This window comes from Allobosea sp., from assembly GCF_036675845.1.
GTDB lineage: Bacteria > Pseudomonadota > Alphaproteobacteria > Rhizobiales > Beijerinckiaceae > Allobosea.
Genome location: NZ_JAKFED010000052.1, coordinates 24,239 through 41,552, shown reverse-complemented (window position 1 = coordinate 41,552; position 17,314 = coordinate 24,239). Strand labels below are relative to the sequence as shown.

The 17,314-nt window shown below is 68.6% G+C and carries 14 protein-coding genes; 1 reads left to right on the top strand and 13 read right to left on the bottom strand.

Annotated features, from left to right (window positions below):
* Positions 1-58: 58 nt before the first annotated feature.
* From V6M56_RS05335 to V6M56_RS05325, 3 genes are all read right to left on the bottom strand, one after another.
* Positions 59-1,165, bottom strand: coding sequence for a MaoC family dehydratase (locus V6M56_RS05335; protein WP_332681878.1), 1,107 nt, complete (start codon positions 1,163-1,165; stop codon positions 59-61).
* A gap of 63 nt (positions 1,166-1,228) precedes the next feature.
* The gene (locus V6M56_RS05330; RefSeq protein WP_332681877.1) at positions 1,229-1,957 is read right to left on the bottom strand and encodes an aspartate/glutamate racemase family protein; all 729 of its coding nucleotides are present in this window, start codon (positions 1,955-1,957) and stop codon (positions 1,229-1,231) included.
* Complete coding sequence (locus V6M56_RS05325; RefSeq protein WP_332681876.1) at positions 1,954-3,690, bottom strand: serine/threonine dehydratase; 1,737 nt, start codon at positions 3,688-3,690, stop codon at positions 1,954-1,956. The genes V6M56_RS05330 and V6M56_RS05325 overlap by 4 nt, the downstream gene beginning before the upstream one ends.
* 92 nt (positions 3,691-3,782) lie before the next feature.
* Between V6M56_RS05325 and V6M56_RS05320 the strand changes: the two genes are divergently transcribed.
* A complete protein-coding gene (locus tag V6M56_RS05320; RefSeq protein ID WP_332681874.1) occupies positions 3,783-4,658 on the top strand; it encodes an HpcH/HpaI aldolase/citrate lyase family protein in 876 nt (291 codons plus the stop codon).
* 300 nt (positions 4,659-4,958) lie between these two features.
* Here V6M56_RS05320 and V6M56_RS05315 read toward each other — a convergent pair whose 3' ends face one another.
* From V6M56_RS05315 to V6M56_RS05270, 10 genes are all read right to left on the bottom strand, one after another.
* Positions 4,959-5,375 (bottom strand): F0F1 ATP synthase subunit epsilon, encoded by a 417-nt coding sequence (locus tag V6M56_RS05315; RefSeq protein WP_332681873.1) that lies wholly within the window; start codon positions 5,373-5,375, stop codon positions 4,959-4,961.
* Positions 5,376-5,491: 116 nt separating this feature from the next.
* A complete protein-coding gene (gene atpD, locus V6M56_RS05310; protein WP_332681872.1) occupies positions 5,492-6,958 on the bottom strand; it encodes a F0F1 ATP synthase subunit beta in 1,467 nt (488 codons plus the stop codon).
* 67 nt (positions 6,959-7,025) lie between these two features.
* A complete protein-coding gene (locus V6M56_RS05305; RefSeq protein ID WP_332681870.1) occupies positions 7,026-7,895 on the bottom strand; it encodes a F0F1 ATP synthase subunit gamma in 870 nt (289 codons plus the stop codon).
* A gap of 104 nt (positions 7,896-7,999) precedes the next feature.
* Positions 8,000-9,529 (bottom strand): F0F1 ATP synthase subunit alpha, encoded by a 1,530-nt coding sequence (gene atpA, locus V6M56_RS05300; RefSeq protein WP_332681869.1) that lies wholly within the window; start codon positions 9,527-9,529, stop codon positions 8,000-8,002.
* Positions 9,529-10,101, bottom strand: coding sequence for a F0F1 ATP synthase subunit delta (locus V6M56_RS05295; RefSeq protein ID WP_332681867.1), 573 nt, complete (start codon positions 10,099-10,101; stop codon positions 9,529-9,531). The genes atpA and V6M56_RS05295 overlap by 1 nt, the downstream gene beginning before the upstream one ends.
* Before the next feature lie 242 nt (positions 10,102-10,343).
* Positions 10,344-11,864 carry a hypothetical protein gene (locus V6M56_RS05290; protein WP_332681866.1) on the bottom strand — a complete coding sequence of 507 codons (1,521 nt, stop codon included), beginning with the start codon at positions 11,862-11,864 and terminating at the stop codon, positions 10,344-10,346.
* A gap of 115 nt (positions 11,865-11,979) precedes the next feature.
* A complete protein-coding gene (locus tag V6M56_RS05285; RefSeq protein ID WP_332681865.1) occupies positions 11,980-14,166 on the bottom strand; it encodes a primosomal protein N' in 2,187 nt (728 codons plus the stop codon).
* A 66-nt stretch (positions 14,167-14,232) separates the two neighbouring features.
* Complete coding sequence (locus tag V6M56_RS05280; RefSeq protein ID WP_332681864.1) at positions 14,233-15,735, bottom strand: tripartite tricarboxylate transporter permease; 1,503 nt, start codon at positions 15,733-15,735, stop codon at positions 14,233-14,235.
* Positions 15,736-15,739: 4 nt separating this feature from the next.
* Positions 15,740-16,234, bottom strand: a complete 495-nt coding sequence (locus tag V6M56_RS05275) for a tripartite tricarboxylate transporter TctB family protein (RefSeq protein WP_332681862.1) — start codon at positions 16,232-16,234, stop codon at positions 15,740-15,742.
* An 84-nt stretch (positions 16,235-16,318) separates the two neighbouring features.
* Complete coding sequence (locus V6M56_RS05270) at positions 16,319-17,311, bottom strand: tripartite tricarboxylate transporter substrate binding protein (RefSeq protein ID WP_442881086.1); 993 nt, start codon at positions 17,309-17,311, stop codon at positions 16,319-16,321.
* Positions 17,312-17,314 lie beyond the last annotated feature (3 nt).

Below are 17,314 nucleotides of genomic sequence, written 5' to 3'. Positions count from 1 at the left end.
TCGTCACTGCTTCGCTTCGCTCGCCATGACGGGTACGCCCGCCGGCGATTGCATCTGCCTATCGCGGCAGCAGCGCCCAGTAGTCGAAATCGAGGATCACGCCCTCGGCATACTGGTCGCCCAGCTTCAGCGGGTGCTCGTCGCAGGGCAGGTTCTTGGCGGCGACGAGGCGCAGGCGCAGCGCCCCGACATCCTCCCGCCCCGGCAGTTCCGCGGCCTCCAGCACCTCGCTCCAGGCATAGACTGTGTCGCCGGCAAAGAGCGGCGCGACATGCCGGCCGGCATTGATCGCGGCGATGTGGAAGGCGTTGCCGAGCCCGTTAAACGACAGCGCCCGCGCCAGGCTGATGACATGGCCGCCATAGATCAGCCGCTTGCCGAAGCGGGTCTCACGCGCGCCATGGCCGTCGAAATGCACCTTGGCGGTGTTCTGGTAGAGCCGCGTCGCGATCTGGTGCTCGGCCTCCTCGACGGTCATGCCGTCGACATGGTCGATGCGCTCGCCGGCCTGGTAGTCGCCCCAGCGGAAGGCCGAGCCGGCGAGCCCGTCATCATAGCCGGCCAGCGAAAGCGCCGGGCAGCTCTCGCCCAGGGCCTCGGGAAGCACCGCCCTGGGCAGTTCCGGAACAGCCTCGAATTCGGCCGGCGTGCCGGGATTGCGTTTGCGCACCAGCACCCAGCGCGCATAGCTCAGCACGATCTCGCCATGCTGGTTGCGGCCGATCGAGCGGACATAGACGATGCCGGCATCGCCGCCCGAGGTCTGCTTCAGGCCGATGACCTCCGAGGCCGCCGAGAGCGTGTCGCCCGGATAGACCGGCTTCAGGAAGCGCCCATCGGCATAGCCGAGATTGGCGACCGCATTGATCGAGATGTCCGGCACGGTCTTGCCGAAGACGATGTGGAAGACCAGCAGGTCGTCGACCGGGGCGCCGGGATAGCCGAGTGCGACCGCGAAGGCGTCGGAGGACTGCACCGCGAAGCGCGAGCCGTAGAGCGCCGTATAGAGCGAGACATCGCCGGCCGTGACGGTGCGCGGCGTCGCATGCACGATGGTCTCGCCCAGCCGGAAATCCTCGAAGAAGCGGCCGGGGCTGGTCTTGGCGGCGCTGGCCTTGGGGACGCCGGTCTTGGCGGCGCTGGTCTCGGGGAGAAGGTCGGACATGGCGGGCTCTCGCAGCGGAAGCGCGATTGTGCGCTGCAACGGGGGCGGGCGTAAAGCCGTCCTTCAGCCGAAGCTCCTCGGCCGCAGACCGGCATGGAACCAGCTGATCAGCGAATAGATGTCGTAGACCGGCAGCCCGGTCGCCGCCTGCACGGCCGCGGCATAGGGCGGCATATTGGTGCATTCGAGCACGATCGCGCCGACCTCGGGATGCGCCGCGACGAGATTCCGGGCGGCCTCGACCACGTCCTGCTCGGCGAGGTCGACGTCCATGTCGTCCTTCTCGGCCTTGATCAGCACCCGGAAGAACTCGCGCCCATTCTCGGTGCCGGTGACCGGCGTGTCCGCCGGCACGCCGACGGCGGTGAGATGCGCCGGCGTCAAGGTCGCCGCCGAGACGGTGACGAGGCCGACGCGCTCGCCCGGCGGCAGGGTCGCCTGCACCCAGGGCACCTGCATCAGCGAGGAGGTCGCGACCGGGACACCGACGGCGGCAGCGAGCTCCTGCTGAAACAGCGAGAGGAAGCCGCAATTGGTGGTGATCGCCTCGGCCCCGCACCGGACCAGTTCCTGAGCCGCCGCGACGAAATCCGGCAGCAGCCCGGCGGCGCCCTTCAGCACCACCTTTTCGGGACTCGCCCCCGAAACGACGCGGTAGAGCACCGGGAACGGCCAGGTGCCGGCATTGCCCATATCGCCGGGGATGCGCGGAAAGCGCGCCTCCAGCATCAGGATGCCGAGCGGCGCGCCGTAGATCGCCTTGCCGCCCTTGGCGATGCGGGCGCCGCTCATCCCGCGACCTCCTGCAGCCGGGAAAGATCGACATTGGCGCCGCAGACCAGCACGCCGAGCCGCTCGCCGGGCTTGGGCTTGTAGGCGCCGCAGAGCAGGGCGCCCAGCGCCGCCGCGCCGCCCGGCTCGACCGCCAGCCGGAAGTCGCGCCAGAGCACCTTCTGCGCCTGCGTGATCGCTGTATCCGGCACCAGCGCGACATGGTCGACCGCGCCTTCGCAGACATCGTAGACGAGCTGGCCGACATTGCGGGCGCCCAGCGAATCCGCCGCGACCGAGGCGACCGTCACCGTGACCGGCGCCTTCGCCTCCAGCGCCGCCTGCAAGGCGCGCGAGCCCTCCGGCTCGACGCCGACGACCTTGACATGCGTGCCGGAGAACCAGGCGGCGATGCCCGAGATCAGCCCGCCGCCGCCGACAGCGACCAGCACCGTGTCGAGATCGGGCTCCTGGCTCTGCCATTCGCGCCCGAGCGTGCCCTGGCCGGCGACCGTCTCCTTGGCCGAGAAGGGGTGGATCTTGAGCGCCCCGGTCTCGGCCACGAACTTGTCGCAGGCCGCCTGCGCGTCGTCATATTGCGCGCCGCCGATACGGACCTCGGCGCCGAAGCGCCGGATCGCCTCGATCTTGGCGGGCGGCGAGATCTCCGGCACGAAGATCGTCGCCTTGACGCCGCGCTTGCCGGCCGCATAGGCCACCGCCGCACCATGGTTGCCGCCCGAGGCGGCAGCGACCCCGGCGGCCGGAACGTCCAGCGAGAGCAGGTTGTTGAAGGCGCCGCGCGTCTTGAACGAGCCGGCATGCTGCAGGCATTCCAGCTTGAGCGAGACATCGGCGCGCGAGCCGAAGGCGCCGGTGCCGAGCCGCATCACCGGGGTGGTGCGGGCGTGGCCGGCGATGCGTTCAGCCGCGGCCTCAATCATCGGGCGCGGCACGGGCTGGTCTGGCATGGGCGATTCCTGCGGAGCGGACCGATCCGGCACGAAGCTCCAGATCGCGATGGGAAGACCGTGGCTATCGCGTCCCGGCGGATCGGGAAAGGGCTTTCCGCGCCCGGCGGCGATGTGCCGGGCGACGACCAGGGCCGCGAGCGCGTCGATCTGATCGTCGCGCCTGGCCCCCTTGGGAGGAGCTGGCAGCATCCACGCCTCGGCCAGGCCCTGCGTCCGGAGCAGCGCGATGCGCTCCATTTCACCGGCCGGGTGCTTCTTGCCGAAGCGCAAGGGCCGGCCATGGTTCATCGACCAGAAGGCGACTTCCGGATGGATTTCCCTGATACGATGCCGGTGCTGAGGCGCCGCCTGCAGCAGGCGGTCGATCTCGCGGATCTTCGGGAGGATCATGAACGCCTGACGGCTGAAGCCGGCTTTCAGGGTCGAGGTTGCCCGCGCCAGCCCGCAGGCGGCCGCATGCGAGATCGCGATATCGCCCATCCCGACGACGGGCCGGTCGACCGCATAGACGGCGGCTCGGGACGGAATGCTGAAAACCGAGCCTCTGCGGCGCCCGAGCACGGCGCGTGCAGCGTCTTCGGGACCGCGCCCGCGTCCTTCGATCCAATCCGGCAGTCCGATCGGCATGTCGACTGCGATGATCGAAGGCGTCAGATCATCCTTCAGGATCGACGCGAACTCCCGGAAGACCTTGATGACAGGCGGGTTTTTGAAGCCGGCATCGCAGAACGCCGCGATCCAGCCTGCCTTGCAGCCATCGACCCCGGCGACCCAGTTCATGCTCGAATCCTCGAATTTTCGCCTGCGGGGGTGACGTTTCGAGGCCGCAGCGTTTAGTGTGCGCCGCAATAAGAACCGTCAGGAGTGTCGTCATGACCGATATCCGCCCGCGCCGCAGCGTACTCTACATGCCCGGCTCCAACGCGCGCGCCCTCGAAAAGGCCCGCGAGATCGCCGCCGATGTGCTGATCCTCGACCTCGAGGACGCGGTCGCGCCCGAGGCCAAGGAGCTCGCCCGGCAGCAGGTTTGCGACGCCGTCCAGGCCGGCGGCTATGGCAGGCGCGAGCTGGTGATCCGCGTCAACGGTCTCGACACTCCCTGGTTCGACGCCGATCTCGCCGCCGCGGCCGAGGCGGGACCGGATGCGATCCTGATCCCAAAGGTGTCCTCGCCCGAGACCCTGGCCGAGATCGGCCACCGGCTCACCGGCCTCTGGGCCAAGCCGGAAACCCGCGTCTGGGCGATGATCGAGACGCCGCTCGCCATTCTCGACTGCGAGCGCATCGCCCGCGCCTCGCATGAGCCGGCGACGCGGCTGTCCTGCTTCGTGCTCGGCACCAACGACCTCGCCAAGGAGACCCGGGCCCGCTTCGTGCCCGGCCGGGCGCCGATGCTGCCCTGGCTCACCACTGCGATCCTGGCGGCGCGCGCCCATGGGCTCGACGTGATCGACGGCGTCTACAACGACCTCAAGGACGAGGCCGGCTTCCGGGCCGAATGCGAGCAGGGGCGCGATCTCGGCTTCGACGGCAAGACCCTGATCCATCCCGGCCAGGTCGCGACGGCGAACGCCGCCTTCGCGCCGGAGGAGGCCGAGCTGACGCGGGCCCGGGCGATCATCTCCGCCTTCGAGCAGCCGCAGAACGCCGACAAGGGCGCGATCCAGCTCGACGGCCGCATGATCGAGCGCCTGCACGCCGAGATGGCCAAGCGCGTGGTGGCGCTGGCCGACGCGATCGCGGCCTGAGGCTGCCTTCGCCGCTCGTCCTCTCAGGCTCGGGGAACCCCTCTCCTGTAAGGAGAGGGGCAGGGGTGAGGTGTTCGGACTGAAAACGTTGGCCTGAAACTGGCCGCGCGGTGAGCGCTCACGGAACTGGTTACAGGGCCTACACCTCACCCTGCCCTCTCCTTACAGGAGAGGGTTTCTCGCGCTTCTATCGCCCGGGTCGACGAGCTGAGCACGTTCGCCATAGGCATTGGGCACCAGAACGAAAAAAAGGCCGGGAGCTTCCTCCCGGCCTTTCCAATTTTCGTCCAGTAGAGCGCCTCAGGCTGCCTTGCGATCCTCGAAGACGCCGCGGAATTCGCGCAGCTGCGCGAGCTGGTCGTGCAGGCGCTTCTTCTCGGCCTCGTCATGCGAACCGGCATGGCGGGTCTCGATGGTCAGGATCTCCTGGTCGAGCACGGCGAGATTGACGTCCTCGATGAAGCGGGCCTGTTCGGCGAGAATGGTCAGGCTCGTGGCGTTGACCTCGGCGATGCCGCCGGAAAGATAGAATTCCTTGCCGTTGCTGGCATCGGTCTGGACCAGCACGACGATGCCGGGCTTCAGCGCCGCGACGACGGGGGCGTGGCCGGCGAGCACCGTCATCTCGCCCTCGACCGACGGCACGATGACGCTGACGACATCGCCCGAGAACAGGATGCGCTCCGGCGAGACGAGTTCGAACTTGAAGGTGGCCATCGGCAATCTCTCCCGGGCTCGTCATGGCCGGGCTTGACCCGGCCATCTCGGAAACCAGCGTTTTCTCGTCCAGAGATTCTCAGGGTAAGCCCGAGAATGACGTTTGTGGAGCCCGCTTACGCCGCTTCGGCGGCCAGGCGCTGCGCCTTCTCGATCGCTTCGTCGATCGAGCCGACCATGTAGAAGGCCGCTTCCGGCAGGTGGTCGTACTTGCCCTCGACCAGGCCCTTGAAGCCCTTGATCGTGTCCTCGAGCGCGACGAGCTTGCCCGGCGAGCCGGTGAAGACCTCGGCGACGAAGAAGGGCTGCGACAGGAAGCGCTCGATCTTGCGGGCGCGGGCGACGGCGAGCTTGTCCTCTTCCGAGAGCTCGTCCATGCCCAGGATCGCGATGATGTCCTGCAGCGCCTTGTAGCGCTGGAGGATCTGCTGGACCTGGCGGGCGATGTTGTAGTGCTCGTCGCCGACGATCGCGGCAGACAGCATGCGCGAGGTCGAGTCGAGCGGGTCGACCGCCGGATAGATGCCCTTTTCCGCGATCGAGCGCGACAGCACGGTCGTGGCGTCGAGGTGGGCGAAGGAGGTCGCGGGCGCCGGGTCGGTCAGGTCGTCGGCCGGCACGTAGATCGCCTGCACCGAGGTGATCGAGCCCTTGTTGGTGGTGGTGATGCGCTCCTGCAGATTGCCCATGTCGGTCGCCAGCGTCGGCTGGTAACCCACCGCCGAAGGAATGCGGCCGAGCAGCGCCGACACTTCCGAGCCGGCCTGGGTGAAGCGGAAGATGTTGTCGACGAAGAACAGCACGTCCTGGCCGCGGTCGCGGAAGTCCTCGGCGACGGTCAGGCCCGACAGGGCGACGCGCATGCGGGCGCCCGGGGGCTCGTTCATCTGGCCGTAGACCAGCGCGCACTTCGAGCCTTCGCCGCCGCCCTTCTTGTTCACGCCCGACTCGATCATCTCGTGATAGAGGTCGTTGCCCTCGCGGGTGCGCTCGCCGACGCCGGCGAACACCGAGTAGCCGCCATGGGCCTTCGCGACGTTGTTGATCAGTTCCATGATCAGCACGGTCTTGCCGACGCCAGCGCCGCCGAACAGGCCGATCTTGCCGCCCTTGGCGTAGGGCGCCAGCAGGTCGACGACCTTGATGCCGGTGACCAGGATCTGGGCTTCCGTCGCCTGCTCGGCATAGGTCGGGGCCGGCTGGTGGATGCCGCGGGTGGACGAGGTCATGATCGGCCCGGCCTCGTCGACCGGCTCGCCGATGACGTTCATGATGCGGCCGAGGCACTCGTCGCCGACCGGAACCGCGATCGGCGCGCCGGTATCGGTGACCGACTGGCCACGGACCAGGCCCTCGGTCGAGTCCATGGCGATGGTGCGGACCGTGTTCTCGCCGAGATGCTGGGCGACCTCGAGGACGAGGCGGTTGCCCAGGTTCTGCGTCTCGAGCGCGTTCAGGATCTCGGGCAGCTCGCCTTCGAACTGGACGTCGACGACGGCGCCGATGACCTGCGAGACGCGGCCGGTACCGGTGTTGGCGGCGGGCTTGTCGGCGGTCTTGGTCTTGGTTGCGGCTTTGGCCATGGTTTAAAACCTCGGATTCGCGTTCAGCGTGTCGGACGACCGGCGAGCCGGCGTTTGTCTTCGGTGGTTACAGCGCTTCCGCGCCGGAGATGATTTCGATCAGTTCCTTGGTGATCATCGCCTGACGCGAGCGGTTGTAGAGCTGCGTCTGCTTCTTGATCATCTCGCCGGCATTGCGCGTGGCGGAGTCCATCGCCGACATGCGCGCGCCCTGCTCGGAGGCAGCGTTCTCGAGGAGCGCGCGCAGCACCTGCACCGTCAGGTTGCGCGGCAGCAGGGTCTCGAGGATCTCACTCTCTTCCGGCTCGTAGTCGTAGACCGCGTCGGTGACCTTGGCGCCGTCGGGGATCTCGGCCGGGATGATGCGCTGCGCCGTCGGGATCTGGGCGATCACCGACTTGAACTTCGAGAAGAACAGCGTCGCGACGTCGAACTCGCCGGCATTGAAGCGCGCCAGCAGGTTCTGGGCGATCGTCTCGGCATTGGCGAAGCCGAGCTGCTTGTAGGCGCGAAGGTCGATCACCTCGATGATGTCGGCCCCGAACTGCCGGCGCAGGATGTCATAGCCCTTCTTGCCGACGCAGATGATCTTGACGGTCTTGCCTTCGGCCTTCAGCGCGTTCGCCTTGTCGCGGGCGAGGCGGGCGATCGACGAATTGAAGGCGCCGCACAGGCCGCGCTCGGCCGTGCAGACCAGCAGCAGATGCACCTTGTCGGAGCCCGTGCCGGAAATCAGCCGCGGCGCGGCGCTCCCGGAGAGCCCGCCGGCGAGGTTGGCCAGCACCGCCTCCATGCGCTCGGCATAGGGACGCGCCGCCTCGGCCGCCGACTGCGCCCGGCGCAGCTTCGCAGCCGCGACCATCTGCATGGCCTTGGTGATCTTCTGCGTCGCCTTGACCGAGGCGATGCGGTTTCTAAGGTCCTTCAGGGAGGGCATTCGATCTCTATCCCCTACCCGTCATTGCGAGATGCGCAGCGACGAAGCAATCCAGACGACTGGCGGAACGAGGCTGGATTGCCTCGCCCCGCTCGCAACGATGGTCAGGCGAACGACTTCGCGTAGCCTTCGACGATTTCCTTCAGCTTCGCGGCGTTCGCGTCCGAAAGATCCTTCGAGGAGGCGATCTCGCCGAGCAGCGCGGCGTGCTTCGAGCGGACGAGGCTGAGCAGCCCGTCCTCGAAGGCGCGCACCTTGTTGACCGGCAGCGGGTCGAGATAGCCGTTGACGCCGGCATAGATCACGACCGTCTGCTCTTCCATCTTCAGCGGCGAGAACTGGCCCTGCTTCAGGAGCTCGGTCAGGCGGGCGCCGCGGTTGAGCAGGCGCTGCGTGACGGCGTCGAGGTCGGAGCCGAACTGGGCGAAGGCCGCCATCTCGCGATACTGGGCGAGCTCGCCCTTGATCTTGCCCGCGACCTTCTTGGTCGCCTTGGTCTGGGCGGCCGAGCCGACGCGCGACACCGAGAGGCCGACGTTCACCGCCGGGCGGATGCCCTGGTAGAACAGGTCGGTCTCGAGGAAGATCTGGCCGTCGGTGATCGAGATCACATTGGTCGGGATATAGGCCGAGACGTCGTTGGCCTGCGTCTCGATGACCGGCAGCGCCGTCAGCGAGCCGTTGCCGGCCTCGTCGCCCATCTTGGCGGCGCGCTCGAGCAAGCGGGAGTGCAGGTAGAACACGTCGCCGGGATAGGCCTCGCGGCCCGGCGGGCGGCGCAGCAGCAGCGACATCTGGCGATAGGCGACGGCCTGCTTCGACAGGTCGTCATAGATGATGACCGCATGCATGCCGTTGTCGCGGAAATACTCGCCCATGGCGCAGCCGGCGAAGGGCGCCAGGAACTGCATCGGGGCGGCGTCGGAGGCGGTCGCGGCGACGATGATCGAGTACTCGAGCGCGCCGCGCTCTTCCAGCACCTTCACGAACTGGGCGACGGTCGAGCGCTTCTGGCCGATCGCGACATAGACGCAGTAGAGCTTCTGGCTCTCGTCCGTGCCTTCGTTGATCGTCTTCTGGTTCAGGATCGTGTCGAGCGCCACGGCGGTCTTGCCGGTCTGGCGGTCGCCGATGATCAGCTCGCGCTGGCCGCGGCCGATCGGGATCAGGGCGTCGATCGCCTTGAGGCCGGTCGCCATCGGCTCGTGCACCGACTTGCGCGGGATGATGCCGGGCGCCTTGACGTCGACGCGGGCGCGGGTCTTGGCCTTGATCGGGCCCTTGCCGTCGATCGGGTTGCCGAGCGCGTCGACGACGCGGCCGAGCAGCTCCTTGCCGACCGGCACGTCGACGATGGCGCCGGTGCGCTTGACCGTCTGGCCTTCCTTGATCTCGCGGTCGGAGCCGAAGATGACGACGCCGACATTGTCGCTCTCGAGGTTGAGGGCCATGCCGCGCACGCCCGACTCGAACTCGACCATCTCGCCGGCCTGGACTTTGTCGAGGCCGTAGACGCGGGCGATGCCGTCGCCGACGGAGAGGACCTGACCGACCTCGGTGACGGACGCCTCGGACCCGAAATTGCTGATCTGGGTCTTCAGGATCGCGGAGATTTCAGCGGCGCGGATGTCCATCAGCCGACCTCTTTCATGGCAAGACGAATTGAATTGAGCTTGGTTTTCAGGGACGCATCGACCATCCGCGACCCCATCTTGACGATGAGCCCGCCGATGATGGCCGGGTCGATCTTCACGGAAAGCGCGACATCCTGGCCGGCGACACCCTTGAGGGTCGCGGTGATGTCCTTGAGCTGGGCGGCGGAGGGCTCTTCGGCCAGCGTCACCTCGGCGCTGACGATGCCCTTGGCCTCGGCGACCCTGGCGCGGTAGGCGCGGATCATGCCCGGCAGCGCGAACAGGCGGCGCTTGCTGGCGACGAGGCCGATGAAATTGGCGGCGATGCCGGAGATCCCGGCCTTGGCGAGCAGCGCCGTGACGGCGGCGACCTGCTCCTGCGCCGAGAAGGCGGGGCTGCCGATCAGCCGCTGCAGATCGGCGCTCTCGGCGATCAGCGCACTGAAGGAATCGAGATCCGTGGCGACGGCATCGACCGCCTTGGCCTCGGTGGCCAGCTCGAACAGCGCCGTGGCATAGCGCCCGGCGACGCCCGAGACAGGGGACTGTTCCTGCGATCCGCCCTGGGCCACGCTCTCGCTCTCTCTTCCAAGGGACCGCCCCGGCGACCTTCGGGCGAAGGTGGAGTGCATGGTCCCGACGCTGCGATGATCAAGCGCCCGATCGCCCTTTTCCAGGGCGTTCCGCGCTTGGATTGCGGCGGTGCACTAGCATGGGGATTTGGGGGGCGCAACCCGACGGGACGGCGCGGCCCATGCTTTGGATGCGGTCAAAGGAAGCGCCCATGCGCCAGCCGCGCGACGCGGCCGGCGAGTCAGCCCGCAGCCTCGCCGGCCGCATCGCCTTGCGCGGGCTGCACCGCCTGACCAGGCGCCGCAGCGGGGGCTGCGGCGGGCGCCGTCACCGGGGCCGCGGCCTCGACCGGCTTGAAGGCGACATAACTGCCGCCGGCAATGCCCAGCATGATCAGAAGATTGGTGTCGAAATCGGTGAAGGCGAAGCCTGTCGCCAGGTTCCAGACGAAGATCACGGCGAGCAGCACCGACCAGGCCAGCATCTGGATGCGTGGCAGCGTCGGGCCGGCACCGTCATGGAGGATGTCCTTGAAGAAGCCCTGGCTCTTGGGCGGCTCGGCAACCGGGGCGGGAGCGCCGTCCGGAGCGGCCGGCGCCGCACTGCGCGTCGGCATCTGCGTCGCCATCAGGCCGGTCGTCGCCGAGATGCCGAGCAGCAGCAGCAGATTGGTGTTCAGGATGCCGTTCACATGGCCGAGCGTCAGCCAGATGAAGATGAAGCCGAAGAACACCAGCGCTCCCCACATCGCCAGCTGCGAGCGGGCGAGGCTGTAGGGCGCCTGCGGGAGCCCGCCTTCATCCTTGCCGGCATGGTCGCGCAGCAATGTCGTCGAGCGCGCCAGCAGGACGAGCGCGATCAGCAGGGTGGCCGCCGCAGCGCCGCCCAGCCCGACCAGCGACAGCCGGTAGATCAGGATGTCGACGCTCTGCGACGTCCTTGCCTCGGGGCTGGCCCCCTCCAGGCGCGACAGGCCGACGCTGAGCCGCCGGTAGCGATCGTTCCACCGGCCATCGCCGCCGCTCTGGGTCGCGCCGGCGAGGATGTCGCGCCAGAACCGGCCGGCGTCGGAACCGCCGTCGAATTCGGAATCGAGTCGGAACAGCAGGGGCTGGGGCTTCGAGGTGGCCGCCGCATCGAAATGAAGATGGCCTGCTCGCTTGCCGCCGAGGAACAGGGTCACCCTGACCGGCGCCGGTTCCTGTTCCGCGGCGATGCGGGCGCCATTCACCTCGGCCACGGCCTCGCGATATTTCTGCTCTTCGCTGCCGGCGCTCTTCACCAGCGTGTCGGCCTGCGAACGCGCTTGCGCCGCCGTCCGCCGTATCGCGTCGACCGGCTGCCCCGCCGCGACGGCGTCCTCGACCTTGCTGTCGAGTTGCAGCGCTTCTTCCGCCTTCCCCGCGGCCGCGCTCTGGGCCAGCTTGAAGGCCGTCGAGCGCGCCGCCATCGCAGCGCGCTTTTTCGCCAGATCCTCGGCGAGGGCATCGGCATTCGCCTGCGACGACACCCCGGCCGCGACGATGCAGAGCTGGTCGCCGAGCCGCAGGGACCCGGGCCAGACTTCGAGAATCCGGAGCTTTCCGCTCTCGTCGCTCGCGGCCGACTTGCCCGCCTGCGCTTTCGCCTCGCAGGACTCCGCATCGGCCGCGGGGTGACGCCTGGCCGAAAAATGATCCACCGCGAGCAGCACGCCGCACGCCGCGAACAACAGTACGCCCAACCCGGCCCAGGCCCTCTCCGAAGACTTTTTCCCGATCATGGCCACCCCCTCCCCTGGCGAGTGACCGCAACGTAACATGCTCTCTATGGTTGTAAATTACAACTTTGCGACCGACGCGTTGGCACCAGCGGCGGCGCCCGAGAGGCCTTCTGCGCTACAGAAAGCTCTGCGGATCGACATCGACCGCCACCCTGACCGAGCCCTTGGGCCGCGGCGCCCGCTTCAGCCAGGCCCGCAGATAGCCTTGCAGGTCGATCTCCCGCGTCGTCCGGACGATCAGGCGCATGCGGTGGCGGCCGCGCAGGATGGCGAGCGGCGCCTCGGCCGGGCCGAGCACGGCGACGCCGGCCGGCGCCTCGGCTGAGCGCGCCAGCGCCCGGGCATGCGTCTCGGCCTCTCCTTGCGAACTCGCCGAGACGATCAGCCCGGCAAGGCGGCCGAAGGGCGGCAGGCCGGCCGCCTCGCGCGAGGCCGTCTCGGCGGCGTAGAAGCGCTCCGGATCGCCCGAGATCAGCGCCTTCAGCACCGGATGGGCCGGATCATGCGTCTGCAGCAGCGCCCGCCCCGGCCTCTCGCCGCGCCCGGCCCGGCCGGTCACCTGGCGCAGCACCTGGAAGGTGCGCTCGGCGGCGCGCGGATCGCCCGAAGTCAGGCCGAGATCGGCATCGACCACGCCGACCAGCGTCATGCCCGGAAAATTATGGCCCTTGGCGACGAGCTGCGTGCCGATGACGATGTCGAACTCGCCTTCCGCCACCGCCATCAGTTCCTGCTTCAGCCGCTCGGTGCCGCCGGGGAAGTCGCTGGAGAGCACGATCGCCCGTGCCTGCGGGAACAGGGTCGCGACCTCCTCGGCCAGCCGCTCGACGCCGGGCCCGCAGGCCGCCAGCGTCTCCGGCGCATGGCAGGAAGGACATTCATGCGGCCGGCGCTCGACATGGCCGCAATGATGGCAGACCAGGGCGCGACGGAAGCGATGATCGACCAGCCAGGCCGAGCAGTTCGGGCACTGAAAGCGATGGCCGCAATCGCGGCAGAGCGTCAGCGGCGCATAGCCGCGCCGGTTGAGGAAGAGCAGCGATTGTTCCTTCGCCTCGAGATTGACCTCGATCTCCCGGATCAGCGCCGCCGAAAGCCAGCGCCCGCGCGCTGGCTTGTCGCGGCGCAGATCGACCAGGCCGAGCGTCGGCAGATGCCGCCCGCCGAAGCGCTCGGGCAGCTTGAGATGGGCATAGCGGCCGCGCTCGGCATTGACCCGGGTCTCCAGCGAGGGCGTCGCCGAGGCGAGCACCACCGGGGCGCTCTCGATCTTGCCGCGCACCACCGCCATGTCGCGGGCATGGTAGGCGACGCCGTCCTCCTGCTTGTAGGCCGCCTCGTGCTCCTCATCGACGATGATCAGGCCGAGATCGCGATAGGGCAGGAACAGCGCCGAGCGGGCGCCGGCCACCACCAGCGCCTCGCCCTGGGCGATCGCCGCCTGCAGGCGCTCGCGCCTTCGCCCGCTCACCGCCGAATGCCAGAGGCCGGGCCGAACCCCGAAGCGCGCCTCGAACCGGTCGATGAACTGCGCGGTGAGAGCGATCTCGGGCATCAGGATCAGGCTCTGGCGTCCGAGCCGGATCGCTTCCGCCACCGCCTCGAAATAGACCTCGGTCTTGCCCGAGCCGGTCACCCCTTCCAGCAGCGAAACGCTGTAGGCCTTCGTCCGCACGGCAGCCGCGAGAGCCTGCGCCACCTCCTGCTGCGCTTCCGAGAGCACCGGCTGCGCATGGTCCGGATCGGGCCGGGCCGCGATCGCCTCCTGCGGCAGCGCCTCGACGCTAAAGGTGCCGGCATCGACCAGGGAATCGATCACCGCCATGCTGACCGAGGCGGCTTCCGCCAGTGCCGGCTTGCCGATCAGCAGGCCGCCTTCGGCCGCGGCGATGGCGCGGGCCCGTGCCGGCGTCATCCGCGCCGGTGGCGCGCCTGCCAGCCTGACGCCGAGCTTCGGCCGCTCCGGCCGGTCATCCGGCGGGCGGCGCAGGGCGAGCGCCAGCACCGAGCCCTTGGCGGCGAGCGTGTACCAGGCGACCCAGTCGACCAGCTTCATCAGCGCCGGGTCGAGCGGCGGCATGTCGAGTTTGGCCGTGACCTTTTTGAGGTTGCCGCCGCGGCCAGCGCTTCGCTCCCAGACCACGCCGACCGTCTCGCGCGGGCCGAGCGGCACCTGCACCACATCGCCCGGCGCCAGGACGAGCCCGGGCGGAACGGCGTAGCTATAGGCCTGGTCGAGACCGAGCGGGATCAGCACGTCGACCGTGCCGCCTTCCCGCCCCTCCTCCTGCGCATCGCTCATGCGCGCTCTCTAGCACTGATTCGGGCGGGCAGCCGATCCGGGCCGGAGCGCGCCTGAAGCGGCGCCTCAGGCGATCGAGACCTGCCGGGCCGCCAGGCGCCGCCAGGCCCAGAGGAAGACCGGCCAGAGCAGCGCCGCGATCGTCATCGACGCCAGCACCATCGAGACCGGCCGGCTGAAGAAGGGCAGGATCGACCCGTCCGACTTGATCAGCGAGGTGACGAAGCTCTGCTCGACCATCGTGCCCATGACGACGCCGAGCACCATCGCCGCGACGGGATAGCCGTTCTTCTCCATGACGAAGCCGATCATGCCGAAGGCGGCGACGCACCAGACCGCGAACAGATTGTTGCCGGCCGTGGCGAAGGCGCCGACGGCGCAGAACACCATGATCACCGGCATCACCGCCGAGCGCGGCGCGCCGACGATGCGGCTCGCCAGCCGGATCATGATGATGCCGAGCGGGATCATGATGATGTTGCCGATCAGGAAGATGATGTAGAACGCGTACATGCTCGACGCCTGCTGGGTGAACAGGGTCGGGCCGGGGTTGAGCCCCTTCATGTAGAGCACGCCGATGGCGATGGCGGTGATCGTGTCGCCGGGGATGCCGAAGAGCAGGGCCGGCACCCAGCCGGAGGCGAGCGAGGCGTTGTTGCTGGCGCCGGCCTCGATCAGCCCTTCCGGATGGCCGGTGCCGAACTTCTCCGGCGTCTTCGAGAAGCGCTTGGCCATGGCATAGCTGACCCAGGCCGCCATGTCGGCGCCGGCCCCGGGCAGCACGCCGATGATGATACCGACGATATTGCCGCGCACCTGCTGCTTGGGGTACTTCTTGGTCAGCTCGATCTGGCCCTTGAGGATGCTGCCGAGCCGGCGATGCTCCAGCTTCGGCGGCTCGCGCTCGGTCAGCGCCCGCATCACCTCGGCCAGCGCGAAGACGCCGACCAGCGCCGGAATCACCTCGATCCCGCCGAGCAGGTCGGTCGAGCCGAAGGTGAAGCGCGGCACGCCGCCGGGATTGTCGATGCCGATGCAGGTGATCAGCAATCCGAGCAGCATGGACGCGATCGCCTTGATCGGCGAGGAGCGGGCCACCAGCGTCGCGCACATCAGCCCGAGCATGGCCAGCCAGAAGTTCTCATAGGTCGAGAAGGAGAGCGCGAACTCGGCCAGCGTCGGCGCCAGCACCATCAGCGAGAGCGTGCCGGCGACGCCGCCGAGCGCCGAGAACCACAGGCAGATGCCGAGCGCCGTCTCCGCCTCGCCCTTGCGCGTCATCGCATAGGCATCGTCGACATAGGCGGCCGAGGCGGGCGTGCCGGGAATGCGCAGCAGGCAGCCGGGGATGTCGCCCGAGAAGATCGCCATCGCCGAGGCGGTGATGATCGTCGCGATCGCCGCGACCGGCGAGAGATAGAAGGTGATCGGCACGAGCAGCGCCGTCGCCATGGTGGCGGAGAGGCCGGGCAGCGACCCGACGACCAGCCCGTAGACGGCCGAGGCGAAGATCGCGATCAGCACGTCGGGTGCGAAGACGAGCCCGAAGGCCTGGATCAGGGTATCCATCGGTTCACCAGGGGAAAGGCAGCAGGCCGCCGGGCAACGGCACGCGCAGCAGCTTCAGAAAGATCATGTTGATCACGAAGGGCGCGATCAGCGCCAGCGGCACGGCGAGCTTGAGCCTGGCGCCGAAGGCCAGCGACGCCGTCAGCACCATGAGCCCCGCCGTCGGCAGGAAACCCAGCCGCTCCGAGACCAGGGCGTAGAAGATCACCAGCGCCGGCGGCAGCAGCGCCAGCCAGGCGCGCCAGGCCGGCAGCGGTTCCAGATATTCCGGCGCGGTATGGCTGGCGAGGTCGGCCTCCGCCACCTCCTCGAAATGCCGACCGACGCCGAGCACGATCAGCAGCCCGCACAGGACGAGCAGCCCGCCGACGACCATCGGGAAGGCCGCGGGGCCGACCTGCTGGCCGGGCACCGGCGGCAGTTTCGAACCGTAGAAGAAGGCGACGGCGCCGAGGGTCGCAATGGCGCCCCCGGTGATACGGTCGTTCAGTGGTGTCACGAGTAGGTCCACGCGCATGGATGTTCGAAAGATGCGAACACCGGGGCCGCCGGCCGGCGGCCCCGGTGCGCAGGTGCTTGGACTTTAGGCCTTGGCGAGTCCGGCCGCCTTCATCGCGGCCGCCATCGCCACGTCGCCATCCGCCATGAACTTGGCGAAACCGGCGCCGTCGGCGAACTTCATGCCGAAGCCGCGCGAGTTCATGAAGTCCTTGTATTCCTTCGAGTCGAAGGCCTTCTTCAGGGCAGCGGTCATCTTGGCCTGGATGTCGGCCGGCAGTCCCTTCGGGCCGCCGATGCCGCGCCAGGCACCGACCGAGTAGTTGATGCCGAGCGTCTCGTTCAGGGTCGGCACGTCCTTGAATTGCGGGTTGCGCTCCGTCGCCATGATGGCGAGCGACTTCGCCTTGCCGGCATCGATCATGGCGCGCGCTTCCGGCACCGAGCAGGTGACGATGTCGACGCCGCCGGCCGCCAGATCCTGCATGCCGGGCGCCGCACCGTTCGACGGCACCCAGGCGACATGATCGGGCTTCAGGCCCATGGCGACGAGCCAGCCGACCAGCGCGAGATGCCAGATGCCGCCCTGTCCGGTGCCCGACGCCTTGAGCTTGCCGGGCGGAGCCGCCTTGATCGCCGCCGCCAGCGCCTTGATGTCCTTGTAGGGGCTCGCCGCGCTGACCTGCACGCCCGGAGGATCCTCGTTCATCAGGCCGAGCGCGGTATAGCTCGTCGACTTCAGGTCGGTCAGGCCCTGGTGATGCATCATGGTGATCTCCACCGTGAGCATGCCGACCGTGTAGCCGTCGGGCGCCGCGGTCGCGATCGCCGAATGGCCGACCACGCCCGAACCGCCGGTGCGGTTGACGACGTTGACCGGCTGGCCGAGGTCCTTCTCCAGCAATTGCGCGACGATGCGCGCCGTCGCATCGGTGCCGCCACCGGCGCCCCAGGGGCAGATCATCGTCAGGGGCCGGGTCGGCCACTGCGCCTGGCCGAGCGCGGGCCGCGCGATCAGGCCGGTGGCGCCGGCGACCGCCGCACCCTTCAGAATTGTGCGTCTGCTGATTTTGTCCACGAT